Consider the following 16,765-nt stretch of genomic DNA (forward strand, 5'->3'; position numbering starts at 1 on the left):
CCGACGGACAGCCCGTGCCGGACGCGCCGCGCGCGGGCGCGCCCCGCATCCGCCCCTTCGCGGACCGGCACCACCACCCGCAGCGCCCGCCCCTTACCCGGCGATGTCAGAGAGAAGGCTTCCATGCCCCCATCGACGTCCAGCGACCTCACCCTGTCCGTCAACGGCGAGAAGTACACGCTGACCGTCGACCACCGCACCACCCTGCTCGACGCCTTGCGCGAACGACTCGACATGACGGGCACCAAGAAGGGCTGCGACCAGGGCCAGTGCGGTGCCTGCACGGTCCTGCTCGACGGCCGCCGCAGCCTGGCCTGCCTCCAGCTCGCCGTGGCCGCGGAGGGGCGCGAGGTCACCACCATCGAAGGCGTGGCCGAGGGAGAGCGACTGCACCCCGTGCAGCAGGCGTTCCTCGACCTGGACGGCTTCCAGTGCGGCTACTGCACACCGGGCCAGATCTGCTCGGCCATCGCCGTGATCGAGGAGCACGCGGCCGGCTGGCCGAGCGCGGTGACCGGCGACGTCCGGCCCGAGGCGGGACCACCGCCGCTGACCCCCGAGGAGATCCGCGAACGCATGAGCGGCAACCTGTGCCGATGCGGCGCCTACGTGTCGATCGTCCAGGCCGTGGCCCGGGCCGCCGAAGAGACCAAGGGAGCGGCAGCATGAGGGAGTTCGGCTACCAGCGGGCGTACGACGTCTCCGGCGCCGTGGCGCTGCTCGACGGCGACGGGGAGGCCCGGTACCTGGGCGGCGGGACCAACCTCGTCGACCTGATGAAGACCGGCGTCGAACGGCCCGCCCGGCTCGTGGACGTACGCGAACTGCCCCTGAACCGTGTCGAGCCGGCCGAGGACGGCGGGCTGCGCATCGGGGCGACGGTCACCAACAGCGACCTGGCCGCCCACCCCGAGGTCCGGCGCCGCTACCCTGCCCTGGCGCAGGCGGTGCTGGCCGGAGCCTCCGGGCAGCTGCGCAACATGGCCACCGTCGGCGGCAACCTCCTCCAGCGCACCCGCTGCGGCTACTTCGCCGACGTCGACTCCCCCTGCAACAAGCGTGATCCCGGCAGCGGCTGTCCCGCCATCACGGGCGAGCACCACAATCACGCCGTCCTGGGCGCCTCCGGCCACTGTGTGGCCACCCACCCCTCCGACATGGGCGTGGCACTGGCCGCCCTCGATGCGAGCGTGTCGTACGAAACGGCTGCCGGAGCGGGCGAGTCGGCGCTCGCCGACTTCTACCTTCCGGTGGGGGAGACCCCGCATCTGGAGACCGCCCTGCCGCCGGGCGCACTCATCACCGGCGTCACCCTCCCGGCTACTGCCACGGCGGCCAACTCGCGCTACCGCAAGGTGCGCGAGCGGGCTTCGTACGCCTTCGCCATCGGCTCCGTCGCCGCCGCGCTCGACGTCCGTGACGGCCATGTCCACGACGTGCGACTGGCGTTCGGCGCGGTCGCCTCCCACCCCTGGCGCGCCCGCACGGCCGAACGTGTCCTGACCGGCGCCCCGGCCGACGCCCGGAACTTCGCGGCCGCCGCGGACGCCGAACTGGCGGCCGCCAGGCCCCTGCCCCACAACGGATACAAGGTCACCCTGATGCGCAACCTCGTCGTGGCCGTGCTGAGCGAACTCGCCGAGGAGGCCGCCCGATGACCACCGCCACCCGGGGCAACACCGGCACCGCGCACACCCGCGTCGAAGGCCGCGACAAGGTCACCGGCGCGGCCCGCTACGCCGGCGAGATCCCCTTCGCGGACCTCGCCCACGGCTGGCTGGTGCTGTCGACCGTGGCCCGCGGCCGCGTCCGCGCCCCGGACACCGACGCCGTGCTCGCGATGCCGGGCGTCCTCACCGTGCTCCACCACGGCAACGCCCCGCGCGTCGACACCGCCTTCACCGGCATGATGGGCGTCGCGCCGGACCCGAGCACCGGCCTCTTCCAGCACGACCGGGTGCCCCACATGGGCTGGCCGGTGGCCCTGGTCGTCGCCGAGACGTCCGAGCAGGCCCGGGAGGCCGCCGGGGCCCTCGTGGTGCACTACGACCCGGAGCCGCACGACGTCGCGTTCTCCGCGCGGCGCGAGGCCGAGGCCTACCCGCTCGACGGGCACTTGCCGGCCGTGGTGGCGAAGGGCGACCTGGAGGCCGAACTGGCGGCGTCCGCCGTCCTGGTGGACGCCGAGTACACCACTCCCGAGGAACACCACAACCCGATGGAGCCCCACGCGGCGGCGGCCCGGTGGGAGGGCGGCCGGCTGGAGGTCGTCGACTCCAACCAGGGCACCGGCTGGGTCGCCGACGAGCTCGCGAACCTCTTCTCCCTCGACCCGGCGTCCGTGCGGGTCCGCTCCGAGCACGTCGGCGGCGGCTTCGGCAGCAAGGGCACCCGGGCGCACCAGGTGGCCGCCGTGATGGCCGCGACCGTGCTGCGGCGCCCTGTCCGGGTCGTCCTGACTCGCCGGCAGATGTTCTCCCTCGCCGGCCACCGCAGCCCCACCGCCCAGCGGGTCAGGCTCGGCGCCGACGCGGACGGGCGGCTGCGCGCCCTGGAGCACCGGTCCCTGAACCAGACCTCGACCGTGCACGACTTCGTCGAGCCGAGCGCCGCGGCGAGCCGGTCGATGTACGCCGCCGATGCTCACCACACGGCCAGCCGGCTCGTGAAGCTCGACGTCCCCACCCCGACCTGGATGCGTGCCCCGGGCGAGGCGCCGGGCTCGTTCGCGCTGGAGTCGGCGCTCGACGAACTCGCCGAGCGCTGCGGCGTCGACCCGATCGAGCTGCGGGTCCGCAACGAGCCCGCGGTCGGCCCGGTGTCCGGGCTGCCGTTCGGCAGCCGCAACCTGATCGCCTGCTTCCGGGAAGGCGCCCGCAGGTTCGGCTGGGACGGGCGGGATCCGCGGCCCGGCCTGCGCAGGGAGGGCCGCTGGCTGCTCGGCACGGGGATCGCGGCGGCCTCCTTCCCGGCGATGGCCATGCCGTCCACGGCGGCCGTGACCGCAGAGGCGGACGGCACCTTCACGGTGCGGGTCAACGCCGCGGACATCGGCACCGGCGCGAGGACCGCGCTCACCCTGATCGCCGCGGACGCCCTGGAGGCGCCCGCGGACCGTGTCCGGGTGCGGATCGGGGACAGCGACCTCGGCCCCGCGATGATCGCCGGCGGCTCGGCGGGCACCCGCTCCTGGGGCTGGGCCGTCACGGCGGCCGCCGGGGAGCTGCGCCGGAGCCTCGTGCCCGGCGCCGACATCCCGCCGGAGGGCATCACCGTTCGGTCGGACACGACCGAGGCCGTCGGCGCCCTCGCCCGCAAGGAGCGGCACTCCTTCGGTGCGCAGTTCGCCGAGGTCGCCGTCGACCCCGCCACCGGGGAGATCCGCGTCCGGCGCATGCTGGGCATCTTCGCGGCCGGCCGGATCGTGAACCCGCTCACCGCCCGGAACCAGTTCGTGGGCGGCATGATCTGGGGCATCTCCATGGCCCTGCACGAGGAAGCCGTCCGCGACCGGGCGAGCGGCGGCCTCTACGGCGCCGACCTCGCCGGATACCACGTCGCCGCGCACGCCGACGTACCGCACATCGAGGCCGACTGGGTCGACGACCCCGACCCGGACGACCCGGTGGGCATCAAGGGCATCGGCGAGGTCGGCATCGTGGGCGCCGCCGCGGCGGTCGCCAACGCGGTGTGGCACGCGACCGGCGTACGCCACCGAAACCTGCCGATCCGGCCCGACCGCGTGCTGGCGGGCGGCGATGCTTGATCTCGCGGAGAGCCTGCACGGGTGGATCGAGGAGGGCCGGGACTTCGCCGTCGCCACGGTGGTCGCCGTCGGCGGCAGCGCCCCGCGCCCTCCCGGCGCCGCGCTCGCCGTGTGCGCCGACGGCACGGCCGTCGGCTCGGTCTCCGGGGGCTGCGTGGAAGGAGCGGTGTACGAGCTGTGCCTCCAGGCTCTCGAGGACGGCGAGACCGTGGTGGAGCGGTTCGGCTACGGCGACGAGGACGCCTTCGCGGTGGGACTGACCTGCGGCGGGACGATCGACGTCATGATCACACCGTTCCGGGGCGGACGTCCGGCCGAGACGGTCGCGCTGGCGGCCGCCGCCCGGCAGGACCCCGTGGCCCTGGCCCGGGTGGTCCGCGGCCCGTCCGGCCTCCTCGGCCGAGCCCTGCTGGTCCGCCCCGACGGCTCGTACGACGGCGGTCTCGGCGGCGCGCCGGACCTGGACCGCGCCGCGCTCGACGGGGCCCGGGCCCTGCTCGCCGCCGGGCGCACCGGCACGGTGGAACTCTCCGAGGACGGGTCGCACTGCCCCGGCGGTCTCACGCTGCTCGTCGAGTCGGCCGCCCCTGCGCCCCGCATGATCGTCTTCGGTGCGATCGACTTCGCGGCGGCCCTGGCACGGGCGGGGAAGTTCCTCGGCTACCACGTCACCGTGTGCGACGCCCGCCCCGTCTTCGCGACCCGGGCCCGCTTCCCCGAGGCCGACGAGATCGTCGTCGACTGGCCCGACCGCTACCTGCGGCGCACCGGGACCGACGGGCGCACGGTGCTGTGCGTGCTCACCCACGACGCGAAGTTCGACATCCCCCTGCTGACGGAGGCGCTGCGGCTGCCCGTCGCCTACATCGGCGCCATGGGCTCCCGCCGCACCCACGAGGACCGCCGACGGCGGCTGCGGGACGCGGGCGTGAGCGAGCGCGAGCTGGCCCGGCTCCGGTCTCCGATCGGCCTGGATCTGGGCGCCCGTACGCCCGAGGAGACCGCCGTGTCGATCGCGGCGGAGATCGTCGCGGTACGGCACGGCGGCACGGGGGAGTCGCTCACCGGCTCGGGCAGGCCGATCCACCGGCCTGCGAGCGAGCCACAGCCCCAGTCGGTTTGAGTGCGAGCCGTAGCCGTAGCCGTAGCCGCAGCCGCAGCCGGTCTGGTGCGAGCCGCAGCCGGCCAGGGCGACTGCCGCCGACATGCCGGAGGGCCCGGGGCCGTTTCCGGCCCGGGCCCCTCCGTGGGTGCGAGGTGGGGCGTCAGGCCGCGGCGGGCTCCGAGGCGTGACCGTGCAGCCGGGCGATGACCTCGGTCAGCTGCTCGGCGACCTCGGCGTCGTCGGCCGGGTGCGTCTCGGCGAAGCGGGTCATCGAACCGGGGATGGACAGCTTGACGTCCTCAAGGACCTTGCCGCCGGCCACGCCGACGGACTTGCGGGTCTCGTCGTGCGCCCAGACACCGCCGTACTGGCCGAACGCGGTGCCGACCACGGCGACCGGCTTGCCGTTGAGGGCACCGGCACCGTACGGGCGGGACAGCCAGTCGATGGCGTTTTTCAGCACGGCCGGGATGGTGCCGTTGTACTCGGGGGTGAAAAGGATCAGGCCGTCGGCGGCGTTCGCGGCCGCACGCAGCCGCGCGGCGGCGGCCGGGACGCTGCCCTCCACGTCGATGTCCTCGTTGTAGAAGGGGATCTCGGCCAGACCCTCGAACAGGTCCACCTCGGCCCCTTCGGGAGCGAGCTTGACGGCCGCCTCGGCGAGCTGACGGTTGTGCGAACCGGCGCGGAGGCTGCCGACGAGGGCGACGATACGAACGGACATGCTGACTCCCACATCTGAGGCACTGCTCTGAGACACTGATGACGATCCGGACCGGGGTCCGTTTAACTTTCTAGCATCCTAAACGGACCCCGGTCCAGTTTTGTTCCCGATGCTTTACGCTGGCTTCATGTCCACCGCCCCGCCCCCCTTCCCGACGCCCCAGGAGCCCGTCGACCATCCCGAGCTGCTTCAGCTCGGCACCGCCCTGGAGGGTGACGAGCCGTGCCTGCGGGCCGACGCGGCGCGCAATCGCGCCCGGCTGCTGGAGGCCGCGGGGAGGCTGGTGGCGGAGCGCGGCGCGGAGGCGGTCACGATGGAGGCCGTGGCCGCCGAGGCCTGTGTCGGCAAGGGCACCGTCTTCCGCAGGTTCGGCGACCGTACCGGCCTGCTGACGGCACTGCTCGACCACTCGGAGAAGAAGTTCCAGGCCGCCTTCCTCGGCGGCCCGCCGCCGCTCGGACCCGGAGCGCCGCCCGTGGAGCGGCTGCGGGCGTTCGGCTGCGCCATGCTGCGCCGCTCCGCCGACGACCTGGAGCTGCAGCTGGCGGCCGAGCCCGGCGCGAACCGCCGCTTCGTCGCACCCGCCCGCCGCGTGCTGCGGCACCACATCGAGATGCTGCTGCGCCAGGCCGTCCCCGACGCCGACTGCGATCTTCTCTCCCACGCGCTGATGGGCCAGCTGGACCCGGCCCTGATCCACCATCTGACCAGGCAGTGCGGGATCCCCATGGCCCGGCTGGAGGCCGCGTGGGTCGACCTGGTCGACCGGGTCACGGGCACGGGCACCGCCTGCCGTTAGACACCCCCCGTAACCCGTGAGCGCTCACGGGTTTCTCACAACTCCCCCGCCGGACGGGCGCATTGGGGCTTCTGCCAAGATGCCCTACGTCATGGTGCAGATACCGAAAACGCCCGCGCCCCCGTCCCCCGCACCGTCGCGCTCCGTGCCCACGAGCGCCGATGTGGCCCGCCTGGCCGGCGTCTCGCGCGCGACCGTCTCCTACGTCCTCAACAACACCAGCGCCGTACGGATCAGCGAACCCACCCGCCGCCGTGTGCACGAGGCCGCGAAGGAACTCGGTTACGTGCCCCACGCCGCGGCCCGCAGTCTGCGCGCCGGGCACAGCCGTATGGTCCTGATCCCCGCGCCGACCTTCCCGGTCGGCCCGCTCTACAGCCGCTTCCTCGCCGACCTCCAGGGGTCGCTCGCCGCCCTGGACTACACGGTCGTGCAGCACGGCACCGGCGGCCCGCACGGCGACGAAGCCGCCCGGGTCTGGGCCGAGTTGCGGCCCGTGGCCGTGCTCGTGCCCGGCTCCGGGCTAGGCCCGCGCGGGGTGGCGGTGCTCAAGCGCTCCGGAGCGCGAGCCGTGGTCACCCTCGGCCCCGAGACCATCGAGGGCGCGCACGCGCTGCTCATGGACCACGACGTCGTCGGCCACAGCGCGGGCGCCCACCTCTACGACCGCGGCAGACGCCGGATCGGCGTCGTCGTCCCTCAGGAGCCCGGCCTCGAGGCGTTCTCCGCACCCCGCCTCGACGGCGTGCGCCAGTCGGTGCGCGGCACCGAGGCCACGGTGACCGAACTGCCCCTCGCCTACGACGAGGAGGCCGCCGCGCGTCTCGCCGCCCGCTGGCGCGCGCTGGGCCTGGACGCGGTGTTCACCTACAACGACGAGTACGCGATGCTGCTGATGCGTGCCCTGCTGGACGAGGGCATCCGCATCCCCGAGGAGACGGCCGTGATCGGGGCCGACGACCTGGTGCTCGGGCGGCTGCTGCGGCCCCGGCTCAGCACGGTCCGCCTGCGGCTGCCGTCCGGGCGCGAACTCGCCGAACTGGTCGACCGGGCGGTGCGCAATCCCGCCACCGAGCCCGAGACGCACAAGGTGCTGGGGGCGACCGTGCTGCACCGCGAATCGAGCTGACCGGGCGTTTGTGACCCTCCGTCAGTTGCCAGGTGCCGGACGGCAGTCGCCGGCCGCCATCCGGGAGAGGGCGAGCGTCAGACGTACGCCCGATGTCCCTCGGCGATAGACGCAAGGCGATCGGCGGGCGGTCCCGTCCGCGTGCGCGGCACGGCTAGGATGTTGCATGCTCAACAAAACGGGGGCGCGTTCCTGCGCGGGCCGCGGCGCACCGCCGCGCCCGCTCGGCGCGTTCCGCCATGTGACCGCCGAACCGGCCGCGCACGCACGGGAGTTCCGCTCGCCCGTCAGCCGGTGACCGATCGATCGGAGAGCCGTCATGCCGTTGCTCGACACGAAGACCTGGCAGCCCCGCAGCCTCGCGGGGCCCGGGTACACCGTCACCGAGCCCGCCACCGGCCAAGCCCTCGGCACGCTCGCCCTCGCCGGCCCCGAGGACGTCGAGGCCGCCGCCGGACGGGCCGCCACCGCCCAGACCGCGTGGGCCCGCACCCCGCACTTCGCCCGTGCCGCCGTGCTCCGCAAGGCCGGCGACCTGTTCACCGCGCACGCCGCCGAACTGCGCGAATGGCTCGTCCGCGAATCGGGTTCCGTCCCCGGCAAGGCCGACTTCGAGCTGCACGTCGCAGCCCAGGAGTGCTACGAGGCCGCCGCGCTCGCCTCCCGCCCGGCCGGACAGGTGCTGCCCAGCGAGGCGCCGCGCCTGTCGTACACGCGCCGCGTCCCGGCCGGCGTCGTGGGCGTGATCTCGCCGTTCAACGCGCCCCTGATCCTGTCCATCCGCTCCGTCGCACCGGCGCTGGCGCTGGGCAACGCCGTCCTGCTGAAGCCGGACCCGCGCACGGCCGTCTGCGGAGGGCTGTCCCTGGCCGCGGTCTTCGCCGCCGCGGGCCTGCCGGAGGACCTGCTCCACGTGCTGCCCGGCGGCCCGGACGCCGGACAGGCCCTGGTCGCCGACCCGCGCGTGCCGATCATCTCGTTCACCGGCTCCACCGCCGCCGGACGGGCCGTGGGCGAGGCCGCCGGCCGTCACCTCAAGCGGGCCCACCTGGAACTGGGCGGCAACTCGGCCATGATCGTGCTGGAGGACGCCGATCTCGACGCCGTGATATCCACGGCCGCCTGGGGTTCGTTCTTCCACCAGGGCCAGATCTGCATGACCACCGGGCGCCATCTGGTGCACGCGTCCCTCTACGACGAGTACGTCGAGCGGCTGGCCGCGAAGGCGGACTCACTCGCGGTCGGTGACCCGTACCGGGGTCAGGTCCACCTGGGCCCCATCATCGACTCGGGCCAGCTCGCCAAGATCAGCGGCCTGGTCGAGGCCAGCACGGCCGCGGGCGCGAAGCTCGCCGCCGGGGGCACCCACGACAGGCTCTTCTACCGGCCGACGGTCCTCGCCCACGTCGACGACCGCACCCCCGCCTACACGGAGGAGGTCTTCGGCCCGGTGGCGCCCGTCCGCTCCTTCAGCACCACCGACGAGGCGGCGGCCCTGGCCGCGCAGAGCCCCTACGGCCTCTCCCTGGGCATCGTCACCAGGGACCCGGCCCGCGGCCTCGACCTGGCCGAGCGCATCGCGACCGGCATCGTCCACATCAACGACCAGACCGTGAACGACGAGGCCGTTGCGCCCTTCGGCGGAGTCGCCGCCTCCGGCACCGGCGCGCGCTTCGGAGGTGAGGCCAATCTGGAGGCCTTCACCGAACTGCGCTGGACGACGGTGCGCGGAGACGTCGCCCCGTATCCCTTCTAGAGCTCCCGCGCCCCGTGCACGGGAGGCCGGCCCGGAGGGCCCGGTCGTCCGGGCCCCCGGCCGGCTCACTCGGCCGGCTGCTGCGCCTGCTGCTCGGCGACCGCCTTGCGGACCTCGTCCATGTCGAGGTTGCGGGCCTGCCCGATGACGTCCGTCAGGGCGGCCTCGGGCAGGGCGCCCGGCTGCGCGAACACGGCGACCTGGTCACGGACGATCATCAGCGTGGGAATGGACTGGATACCGAAGGCCGCGGCCAGCTCGGGCTGCGCCTCGGTGTCCACCTTGCCGAACACCAGGTCCGGGTTCTCCCCGGCCGCCTTCTCGTACACCGGGGCGAACTGCTTGCACGGCCCGCACCAGTCGGCCCAGAAGTCGATCAGGACGAACTCGTTGTCCGTGACCGTCTGGTCGAAGTTCTCCTTGGTGAGCTCCACGGTGCTGCTCATGGCGTACATCCCTCTTCCTGGTGTGGGGTCAAGCCGTCGGCACAACACGGCCGACCGGACACGTATTCCGCGCCCCTACCCATGTGGCCAGGGCGCACACCACCCACCAGACTGACCCCATGACGGAAACGGAAACCAACGCGTACGACGTCGTGGTGCTAGGGGCCGGGCCCGTGGGGGAGAACGTCGCCGACCGCACCCGGGCCGCCGGACTGACCACCGCGGTCGTGGAGAGCGAGCTGGTCGGCGGCGAGTGCTCCTACTGGGCGTGCATGCCCAGCAAGGCCCTGCTGCGGCCGGTCATCGCCCGCGCGGACTCCCGCCGCGTGCCGGGCCTGCGCCAGTCGGTCCAGGGCCCCCTCGACGCGGCCGCGGTCCTCGCCCACCGGGACTACTACACCTCGGACTGGAAGGACGACGGCCAGGTCGGATGGCTCGACTCCATCGGCGCCGACCTGTACCGCGGCCACGGGCGTCTGACCGGCCCCCGCACGGTGACGGTCACCGCACCCGACGGCGGCGAGCGCGTCCTGACCGCCCGGCACGCCGTCGCCGTCTGCACCGGCAGCCGCGCCGCCCTGCCCGGCCTGCCCGGGCTCGACGCCGTCAAGCCGTGGACCAGCCGGGAGGCCACCAGCTCCAAGACGGTGCCCGGCCGGCTGATCGTGATCGGCGGCGGCGTCGTCGCCACCGAGATGGCCACCGTGTGGCAGGCCCTCGGCTCGAAGGTCACCCTGCTGGTCCGCGGCAAGGGCCTGCTGCCCCGGATGGAGCCCTTCGCCGGGGAACTGATCGCCGAAGCGCTCACTGAGGCCGGCGCGGACGTCCGTACGGGCACGTCCGTGGAGTCGGTGACGCGGGAGAACGGGACGGTCGTGGTCGTCACCGGCACGGGCGAGCGCATCGAGGCCGACGAGATCCTCTTCGCCACCGGCCGCGCCCCGCGCACCGACGACATCGGGCTTGAGTCGATCGGCCTCGACCCCGGCTCCTGGCTACCGGTCGACGACAGCCTTCGCGTGTCCGGCCACGACTGGCTGTACGCCGTCGGCGACGTGAACCACCGTGCCCTCCTCACCCACCAGGGCAAATACCAGGCCCGCATCGCCGGCGCGGCCATCGCCGCACGCGCCACGGGGGAGCCCTCCGTCGTCGAGCCCTGGGGCGCCCACGCCGCGACGGCCGACCACGCGGCCGTCCCCCAGGTCGTCTTCACCGACCCGGAGGCGGCGGCCGTGGGCCTGTCCCTGGCCGAGGCGGAACAGGCGGGTCACCGGGTGAAAGCCGTCGACGTGGACCTGTCCACCGTCGCCGGGGCCGGCCTGTACGCCGACGGCTACCAGGGCCGCGCCCGCATGGTCGTCGACCTCGAGGAAGAGATCCTGCGCGGCGTCACCCTCGTCGGGCCCGGCGTCGGCGAACTCATCCACTCCGCGACCATCGCGGTCGCCGGCCAGGTCCCGGTCAGCCGCCTGTGGCACGCCGTCCCGTCCTACCCGACGATCAGCGAGGTGTGGCTGCGGCTGCTGGAGGCGTACCGGGACGCCTGACCCGCGCACCGGCCGGCGCCCGAGCGGCGCCGGCCGGCCTCACGCGTGCGCGGGCACCACCAGCTCCCGGTAGTCGTCGTCCCACAGGTCCTCCTCGGCCTCCGGCAGCAGCAGCACCCGGTCCGGCCGCAGCGCGTCCACGGCGCCCTCGTCGTGCGTGACCATCACGATCGCGCCCGGGTAGGTGCCCACCGCTGCCAGGACCTCGGCCCGGGAGGCCGGGTCCAGGTTGTTGGTGGGTTCGTCGAGGAGCAGGACGTTCGCGCCCGAGTGCACCAGACCCGCCAGGGCGAGCCGGGTCTTCTCGCCGCCGGACAGGACGCCGACCGGCTTGCCGGCGTCGTCGCCGGTGAACAGGAACGCGCCCAGGACCTGGCGGACTTCACCGTCGGTGAGATGCGGGGCGGCACCGGCCAGGTGCTCGAAGACCGTCGACCGCGGGTCCAGGGTGTCGTGTTCCTGCGCGAAGTAGCCCAGGCGCAGACCGTGCCCGTGGACCACCCGGCCGCCGTCGGGCCTGTCCTGGCCGGCGAGGACGCGCAACAGGGTGGTCTTCCCGGCGCCGTTGGGACCGAGCACCACCAGCCGGCTGCCCCGGTCCACGGCCAGGTCGACACCCCGCAGTACGTGCTGACCGCCGTACGACCTGCTCAGGCTCACCGCGCCGAGCGGGATGCGGCCGCAGGGCGCCGGCTCGGGGAGCCGGATCCTGGCCGTCTTCTCGGTGCGCCGGGCCGGTTCGAGGTCGGAGAGCAGCCGGTCCGCACGACGTGCCATGTTCCGCGCGGCCACCGCGGTCGACACCCGGGCCCGCATCTTGCCGGCCTGGGCGTGCAGCGCTGCCGCCTTGCGTTCGGCGTTCGCCCGCTCGCGTGCCCGTCGCCGCTCGTCGGCCTCCCGCTGCGCCAGGTAGGTGTCCCAGCCGGTGTTGTGGAGGTCGAGCGCGGCCCGCCCCGGATCCAGATGGAAGACCCGGTTCACGGTGCCGGCCAGCAGTGACGTGTCGTGGCTGATCATCACCAGGCCGCCCTGATGACTCGTCAGGAAGGTGCGCAGCCAGGCGATCGAGGCCGCGTCGAGGTGGTTCGTCGGCTCGTCCAGCAGCAGGGTGCCGTGCCCGGCGAACAGGATGCGGGCCAGTTCCACGCGCCGACGCTGACCGCCCGACAGAGCGCTGAGCGGCCGGTCCATCAGGGCGGTGGGCAGGCCGAGCCCGGCGGCGACCCGGGCGGCATCCGCCTCGGCCGCGTACCCGCCGCGGGCCTGGAACTCGGCCTCGGCCCGCACATAGGCGTTCATCGACCGCTCCGTCCCGTCGGCCATGGCGGCCTCGGCGCCGCGCAGCGCCCGCACGGCCAGGTCCAGACCGCGCGCGGACAGGAGCCGGTCGCTGACGGTGACCGACTGGTCGGCGGCGCGGGAGTCCTGGGGGAGATGCCCGACACCGGCCGCGCGGACGACAGAGCCGGCCGCGGGCCGCAGTTCGCCCGCCAGGGTGTGCAACAGGGTCGTCTTCCCGGCGCCGTTGCGGCCGACCAGGCCGATGCGGTCGCCGGGGGAGACGTGGAAGGAGACGCCGGACAGCAGCAGACGCGCGCCCACGCGCACGTCGACATCACGAACGGTGATCATGAGAAAACGCTCCGAACAAGCAAGAGGACACACGGGTGGCGTGGAAGTGGGTCCTCGGCTAGGAAATTCGGGGCGTAGACATGCGGCCACGGTAACGGAGGCACCGCGCCGAGCGCCTCCGAATTTCGGCCGGACGGCCTGCCCGGGCTACGGCAGCTCGAAGCCCAGTGCCCGCGCCGCCTCCTGAGGTGTCGACTGGGCCCAGCGCTCCGCCATCGCCTGGTTGGACGACAGTGAACGCGACTCGGCACGGTCCACATAGAGGACGCCGTCGAGGTGATCCGTCTCGTGCTGCACGATCCGTGCCGGCCAGCCCCTGAACACCTCGTCCAGTGCCCGTCCGTGCTCGTCCTGCCCGGTCAGCCGCACCTCGGCGGGCCGCGCCACCACCGCCTGCCAGCCCGGGACGCTCAGGCAGCCCTCGAAGAACGCGGCCCGCGCGTCCCCGACCGGCTCGTAGGAGGGATTGACCAGCACACGGAACGGCTGCGGCACCCGCCCGCGCGCCAGCCGCACCTCCTCCGGCACCGGCGCCGGATCCTCGATCACCGCGATCCTGAGCGGCACACCGACTTGCGGCGCCGCCAGACCGACCCCGGGTGCCGCGCGCATGGTGACCCGCAGCGCCTCGATGAACCGGGCCAGCAGGGCGGGCTCCAGCTGACCGTCGTACGGCTCCGTGCCCTGCCGCAGCACAGGGTCGCCGGCCGCGACAATGGTCAACGGGAGTCCCCCGTCGAGGAGTTGCCCGACCCGCTCGGCCAGGGGTGCGCGATCGCCCGTCGTTCCCATCGCGTCAGGATGGCACGACACCCTCCACCTCTATGTGATGCACGTCACGCATGTTCCCCGGGAACTGAACGCCCCGCCGCCCCGACTACTGCACCGCAACGGCCACCGCTCACACCGCAACGGCCCAGAAGACGTACCCGGAGAAGCCCGCCGATGACCACCGCCCCCTCGACCACCACGGACGAGGCCCCGCAGCCGGCCGCCCCGGCGCCGCCGAAGAGCGGCTGGGCCACCCTGCGCCCGCTGATCCTCCGTCTGCACTTCTACGCCGGGGTGCTGGTGGCGCCGTTCCTCCTCGTCGCCGCCGTCACCGGCCTGCTGTACGCCGGCTCCTTCCAGGCCGAGAAGCTCGTGTACGACCACGAACTGACCGTCCCCGTCGGCGAGAAGAAGCTGCCGATCAGCGAGCAGGTGGCCGCCGCCCGCAAGGCCCACCCCGAGGGCACCGTCTCGGCCGTGCGCCCCTCACCCGAGGCCGACGCCACGACCAGGGTGATGCTGTCCGGAGTCCCGGGCGTCGGCGAGGGCCACGCGCTCGCCGTGTTCGTCGACCCGTACACCGCGAAGGTGCGCGGCGCTCTCGAACAGTACGGCTCGACCGGCGCGCTGCCGCTGCGCACCTGGATCGACGAGTTCCACCGGGACCTGCACCTGGGGGAGCAGGGGCGGCTGTACGGCGAACTGGCGGCCAGCTGGCTGTGGGTGATCTCGGCGGGCGGGCTGGTGCTGTGGTTCTCCCGGCGCCGCGCGCTGGGCAAGGTTCGGGGGACGAAGGGCCGGCGCCGCACCCTCGGACTGCACGGCACCGTCGGCGCATGGGCGGCGATCGGGTTCTTCTGCATCTCGGCGACCGGCCTGACCTGGTCCGCCTATGCCGGGGCCACCATCGACGAGCTGCGGACCTCGCTCGGCCAGGCCACCCCGTCGGTGTCGGCGGCCGCCGGCGGTGAACACGCCGGCCACGGCTCCGCCGCCGGGCAGGCGGGCGACGCCGCGCACGGGGTGGGTCTGGACAAGGTCCTGTCGGCGGCGCGGGCCGAGGGGCTGGGCGACCCGGTGGAGATCGTGCCGCCCGCGGATGCGGACTCGGCGTACGTGGTCAAGCAGGTGCAGCGCAGCTGGCCCACCAAGCAGGACGCCGTCGCGATCGACCCGGCCGACGGCGAGGTCACCGACGTGGTGCGCTTCGCGGATCATCCGGTGCTCGCGAAGCTCACCCGGTGGGGCATCGACCTGCACACCGGAGTCATGTTCGGCCTGGCCAACCAGATCGCCCTGATGCTGCTCGCGGCCTCCCTGATCCTGCTGATCGTCTTGGGCTACCGCATGTGGTGGCAGCGGGGCCGGGGCGCCTCGTTCGGTCGTCCGATCCCGCGCGGCGCCTGGCAGCAGGTTCCGCCCCAGATCCTGGTGCCGCTGCTGGCGGGCGTCGCCGTACTCGGGTATTTCCTGCCGCTGTTCGGCATCCCGCTGGCGGCCTTCCTCGCCGTCGACATCCTGCTCGGGGAGATCGCCCACCGGCGGGGACGGCGGTCGTACAGGACGCCGGTCTCGTAGCGGGACCGACGACGACGCCCGGCTCCGCACGGAGCGGGGCATCGTCAGGTGCGCGGCGGGTCAGCGCTGCTCGAAGTCACCCGCGAGCGCCGAGGCGATCCGCAGGTGCGACTCCGCCTCCTCGTGCCGGTTCTGCCGCTGGAGCGTGCGGCCCAGCATCAGCCGGGCGTAGTGCTCCACGGGGTCCCGCTCGACGATCGTCCGCAACTCGCTCTCGGCGCGGTGCAGTTGAGCGGAGTGGTAGTAGGAACGCGCCAGGAGCAGCCGGGGCCCGGTCTGCTCGGGCACCTCCTCCACCAGCCCGATCAGGACACGCGCGGCGGCGGCGTAGTCCTTGGCGTCGAAGAACAGCCGCGCGCGCTCCCAGCGCTCGGCCGGGGTCCCGTGGGCGTAGTACGTGGTGTCCTGGGTCGTGTTCACTCGGTGCCTCCTTCGAGGCCGACAACCGGGCCCGGCGGCCGGATATTCCACTGGCCGGACGGGGTTCGGAGCTAGCGGGTGAGGGCGGCCAGCTCGGCACCGGCCCGCTCGGTGATCAGGCTCAGCACCCGGCCCGTGACGGCCAGGTCCTCCGCCGGGATGCCGTCGTAGATCCGGGCGGTGACGGGAGCCGTCTCGCCGGAGGTCGTGGCATACAGATCCCGCCCGGCGTCCGTGATCCGAACCTCCGACGCCCCGTCCGGGGCCAGCAACTGCGCGTCGATCAGCCGGTCGAGCACGCCGTGCACCTCCGACGCGTCGATCTTCAGCGCGCCGGCGACGCCGTCGACGAGCCGCTCGCGCGCGACCGGGCCGTCGGCGAGGGCGGCGAGCCGGAGGGTGACCGACTGCTGGAAGGTGATGCCGTGCCGGGCCAGGACGTTCTCCAGGAGAGCCCGGCCGGCGTAGTGGGCCAGGGCGATGACGCGGGGGTCGGCGAGGGGCGTGGTGATGGTCATGGCTGCTCCGTCTCGTTCTCGCTGAAGGGATCAAGAGGTGCGTCGAGCAGGGCCGTCAGCTCGCGTGTGAATTCCCGGGTACGCGCGCTGCCGAGGCCGCCGAGCGGATCGAGGAGCTGCCCGAGGAGCCCGTGGACGACCTCGATCGCCCGCCGGGTGACGGCACGGCCCTGCTCGGTGAGGGCGAGCTGCACCGCGCGCGGGTCCCGTGGGTCCCGGGTGCGCTCCAGGAGGCCGGCCGTCTCCAGAGCGCGGGCCAGCTTCGACACATAGAGCGGTTCGAGTCCGGTGCGGTCGGCGAGGCGGCGCTGGCTGGGCCGTTCGCCGGAGCGCTGCATGCCGTGCAGTGAGGCGACCAGCGAGTACTGCGCGTGCGTGAGGCCGAGCGGGGCCACCGCGCGGTCGACCGCGACCCGCCACTTCATCGACAGCCGCCACACCAGGAACCCGGGCGTCGCGCCCTCGTAACCGTCGCTCATGCCGAATACAGTACATGGCTACTATGTACATGGCTACTGTCTTGTGGAGTGCCCGCGACGCGCCCTCGCGCCACGGCCCGAACATGACGCTG

At 73.6% G+C, this 16,765-nt stretch carries 17 protein-coding genes; 10 read left to right on the forward strand and 7 right to left on the reverse strand.

Going from position 1 to position 16,765, the window contains the following annotated elements; genetic code table 11:
• The first annotated feature begins 123 nt into the window (after positions 1 to 123).
• Genes ABTX60_RS34035 through ABTX60_RS34050 form a run of 4 tightly spaced genes read left to right on the forward strand, consistent with a single transcriptional unit; the run spans position 124 to position 4,889 of the window.
• Complete coding sequence (locus ABTX60_RS34035) at positions 124 to 669, forward strand: (2Fe-2S)-binding protein (protein ID WP_352100888.1); 546 nt, start codon at positions 124 to 126, stop codon at positions 667 to 669.
• Positions 666 to 1,658 carry an FAD binding domain-containing protein gene (locus ABTX60_RS34040; protein WP_352100889.1) on the forward strand — a complete coding sequence of 331 codons (993 nt, stop codon included), beginning with the start codon at positions 666 to 668 and terminating at the stop codon, positions 1,656 to 1,658. The genes ABTX60_RS34035 and ABTX60_RS34040 overlap by 4 nt, the downstream gene beginning before the upstream one ends.
• Positions 1,655 to 3,766 carry a xanthine dehydrogenase family protein molybdopterin-binding subunit gene (locus ABTX60_RS34045; RefSeq protein ID WP_352100890.1) on the forward strand — a complete coding sequence of 704 codons (2,112 nt, stop codon included), beginning with the start codon at positions 1,655 to 1,657 and terminating at the stop codon, positions 3,764 to 3,766. Before ABTX60_RS34040 ends, ABTX60_RS34045 begins: the two co-directional genes overlap by 4 nt.
• The gene (locus ABTX60_RS34050) at positions 3,759 to 4,889 is read left to right on the forward strand and encodes an XdhC family protein (RefSeq protein WP_352100891.1); all 1,131 of its coding nucleotides are present in this window, start codon (positions 3,759 to 3,761) and stop codon (positions 4,887 to 4,889) included. The genes ABTX60_RS34045 and ABTX60_RS34050 overlap by 8 nt, the downstream gene beginning before the upstream one ends.
• Positions 4,890 to 5,031: 142 nt before the next feature.
• Here ABTX60_RS34050 and ABTX60_RS34055 read toward each other — a convergent pair whose 3' ends face one another.
• The gene (locus ABTX60_RS34055) at positions 5,032 to 5,595 is read right to left on the reverse strand and encodes an NAD(P)H-dependent oxidoreductase (RefSeq protein WP_352100892.1); all 564 of its coding nucleotides are present in this window, start codon (positions 5,593 to 5,595) and stop codon (positions 5,032 to 5,034) included.
• A 127-nt stretch (positions 5,596 to 5,722) separates the two neighbouring features.
• Here ABTX60_RS34055 and ABTX60_RS34060 point away from each other — a divergent pair, with 127 nt between their 5' ends.
• The 4 genes from ABTX60_RS34060 to ABTX60_RS34075 all read left to right on the forward strand — a co-directional run bounded on the left by ABTX60_RS34060 (position 5,723) and on the right by ABTX60_RS34075 (position 9,279).
• Positions 5,723 to 6,394 (forward strand): TetR/AcrR family transcriptional regulator, encoded by a 672-nt coding sequence (locus ABTX60_RS34060; protein ID WP_352100893.1) that lies wholly within the window; start codon positions 5,723 to 5,725, stop codon positions 6,392 to 6,394.
• A gap of 79 nt (positions 6,395 to 6,473) precedes the next feature.
• Positions 6,474 to 7,523 carry a LacI family DNA-binding transcriptional regulator gene (locus ABTX60_RS34065; protein ID WP_502992448.1) on the forward strand — a complete coding sequence of 350 codons (1,050 nt, stop codon included), beginning with the start codon at positions 6,474 to 6,476 and terminating at the stop codon, positions 7,521 to 7,523.
• Between the two features lie 166 nt (positions 7,524 to 7,689).
• Positions 7,690 to 7,821, forward strand: coding sequence for a hypothetical protein (locus tag ABTX60_RS34070; protein ID WP_352100895.1), 132 nt, complete (start codon positions 7,690 to 7,692; stop codon positions 7,819 to 7,821).
• Positions 7,822 to 7,842: 21 nt separating this feature from the next.
• On the forward strand, positions 7,843 to 9,279 hold the full coding sequence (locus tag ABTX60_RS34075) for a benzaldehyde dehydrogenase (RefSeq protein WP_352100896.1): 1,437 nt from the start codon (positions 7,843 to 7,845) through the stop codon (positions 9,277 to 9,279).
• A gap of 65 nt (positions 9,280 to 9,344) precedes the next feature.
• Here the strand turns inward: ABTX60_RS34075 and trxA are convergent, their stop codons facing one another.
• Positions 9,345 to 9,725 (reverse strand): thioredoxin, encoded by a 381-nt coding sequence (trxA, locus tag ABTX60_RS34080; RefSeq protein WP_053673779.1) that lies wholly within the window; start codon positions 9,723 to 9,725, stop codon positions 9,345 to 9,347.
• A gap of 119 nt (positions 9,726 to 9,844) precedes the next feature.
• On the opposite strand from trxA, the gene ABTX60_RS34085 reads away from it, so the two are divergent.
• Entirely contained in the window at positions 9,845 to 11,275 is a 1,431-nt protein-coding gene (locus ABTX60_RS34085; RefSeq protein ID WP_352100897.1) for a dihydrolipoyl dehydrogenase family protein, read from the forward strand.
• Between the two features lie 39 nt (positions 11,276 to 11,314).
• Here the strand turns inward: ABTX60_RS34085 and ABTX60_RS34090 are convergent, their stop codons facing one another.
• Both ABTX60_RS34090 and ABTX60_RS34095 read right to left on the reverse strand, forming a co-directional pair.
• Positions 11,315 to 12,907 (reverse strand): ABC-F family ATP-binding cassette domain-containing protein, encoded by a 1,593-nt coding sequence (locus tag ABTX60_RS34090; protein WP_352100898.1) that lies wholly within the window; start codon positions 12,905 to 12,907, stop codon positions 11,315 to 11,317.
• Between the two features lie 147 nt (positions 12,908 to 13,054).
• A complete protein-coding gene (locus ABTX60_RS34095; RefSeq protein ID WP_352100899.1) occupies positions 13,055 to 13,699 on the reverse strand; it encodes a peptide deformylase in 645 nt (214 codons plus the stop codon).
• 153 nt (positions 13,700 to 13,852) lie between these two features.
• Between ABTX60_RS34095 and ABTX60_RS34100 the strand changes: the two genes are divergently transcribed.
• The gene (locus ABTX60_RS34100) at positions 13,853 to 15,256 is read left to right on the forward strand and encodes a PepSY-associated TM helix domain-containing protein (protein WP_352100900.1); all 1,404 of its coding nucleotides are present in this window, start codon (positions 13,853 to 13,855) and stop codon (positions 15,254 to 15,256) included.
• A 60-nt stretch (positions 15,257 to 15,316) separates the two neighbouring features.
• Here ABTX60_RS34100 and ABTX60_RS34105 read toward each other — a convergent pair whose 3' ends face one another.
• The 3 genes from ABTX60_RS34105 to ABTX60_RS34115 all read right to left on the reverse strand — a co-directional run bounded on the left by ABTX60_RS34105 (position 15,317) and on the right by ABTX60_RS34115 (position 16,673).
• A complete protein-coding gene (locus ABTX60_RS34105) occupies positions 15,317 to 15,676 on the reverse strand; it encodes a tetratricopeptide repeat protein (RefSeq protein ID WP_352100901.1) in 360 nt (119 codons plus the stop codon).
• A 71-nt stretch (positions 15,677 to 15,747) separates the two neighbouring features.
• Positions 15,748 to 16,194, reverse strand: coding sequence for a MarR family winged helix-turn-helix transcriptional regulator (locus ABTX60_RS34110; protein WP_352100902.1), 447 nt, complete (start codon positions 16,192 to 16,194; stop codon positions 15,748 to 15,750).
• Complete coding sequence (locus ABTX60_RS34115; protein WP_352100903.1) at positions 16,191 to 16,673, reverse strand: MarR family winged helix-turn-helix transcriptional regulator; 483 nt, start codon at positions 16,671 to 16,673, stop codon at positions 16,191 to 16,193. The genes ABTX60_RS34110 and ABTX60_RS34115 overlap by 4 nt, the downstream gene beginning before the upstream one ends.
• Between the last annotated feature and the right edge of the window lie 92 nt (positions 16,674 to 16,765).

This window comes from Streptomyces sp. NPDC126510 (genome assembly GCF_040302345.1).
In the GTDB taxonomy this organism is placed as follows: domain Bacteria; phylum Actinomycetota; class Actinomycetes; order Streptomycetales; family Streptomycetaceae; genus Streptomyces.

Bases quoted from the DNA above. Each gene is read 5' to 3' on its own strand.
- ABTX60_RS34035 (WP_352100888.1), top strand. From the start codon at position 124: ATGCCCCCATCGACGTCCAGCGACCTCACCCTGTCCGTCAACGGCGAG.
- ABTX60_RS34040 (WP_352100889.1), top strand. From the start codon at position 666: ATGAGGGAGTTCGGCTACCAGCGGGCGTACGACGTCTCCGGCGCCGTG.
- ABTX60_RS34045 (WP_352100890.1), top strand. From the start codon at position 1,655: ATGACCACCGCCACCCGGGGCAACACCGGCACCGCGCACACCCGCGTC.
- ABTX60_RS34050 (WP_352100891.1), top strand. From the start codon at position 3,759: ATGCTTGATCTCGCGGAGAGCCTGCACGGGTGGATCGAGGAGGGCCGG.
- ABTX60_RS34055 (WP_352100892.1), bottom strand. From the start codon at position 5,595: ATGTCCGTTCGTATCGTCGCCCTCGTCGGCAGCCTCCGCGCCGGTTCG.
- ABTX60_RS34060 (WP_352100893.1), top strand. From the start codon at position 5,723: ATGTCCACCGCCCCGCCCCCCTTCCCGACGCCCCAGGAGCCCGTCGAC.
- ABTX60_RS34065 (WP_502992448.1), top strand. From the start codon at position 6,474: ATGCCCTACGTCATGGTGCAGATACCGAAAACGCCCGCGCCCCCGTCC.
- ABTX60_RS34070 (WP_352100895.1), top strand. From the start codon at position 7,690: ATGCTCAACAAAACGGGGGCGCGTTCCTGCGCGGGCCGCGGCGCACCG.
- ABTX60_RS34075 (WP_352100896.1), top strand. From the start codon at position 7,843: ATGCCGTTGCTCGACACGAAGACCTGGCAGCCCCGCAGCCTCGCGGGG.
- trxA (WP_053673779.1), bottom strand. From the start codon at position 9,725: ATGAGCAGCACCGTGGAGCTCACCAAGGAGAACTTCGACCAGACGGTC.
- ABTX60_RS34085 (WP_352100897.1), top strand. From the start codon at position 9,845: ATGACGGAAACGGAAACCAACGCGTACGACGTCGTGGTGCTAGGGGCC.
- ABTX60_RS34090 (WP_352100898.1), bottom strand. From the start codon at position 12,907: ATGATCACCGTTCGTGATGTCGACGTGCGCGTGGGCGCGCGTCTGCTG.
- ABTX60_RS34095 (WP_352100899.1), bottom strand. From the start codon at position 13,699: ATGGGAACGACGGGCGATCGCGCACCCCTGGCCGAGCGGGTCGGGCAA.
- ABTX60_RS34100 (WP_352100900.1), top strand. From the start codon at position 13,853: ATGACCACCGCCCCCTCGACCACCACGGACGAGGCCCCGCAGCCGGCC.
- ABTX60_RS34110 (WP_352100902.1), bottom strand. From the start codon at position 16,194: ATGACCATCACCACGCCCCTCGCCGACCCCCGCGTCATCGCCCTGGCC.
- ABTX60_RS34115 (WP_352100903.1), bottom strand. From the start codon at position 16,673: ATGAGCGACGGTTACGAGGGCGCGACGCCCGGGTTCCTGGTGTGGCGG.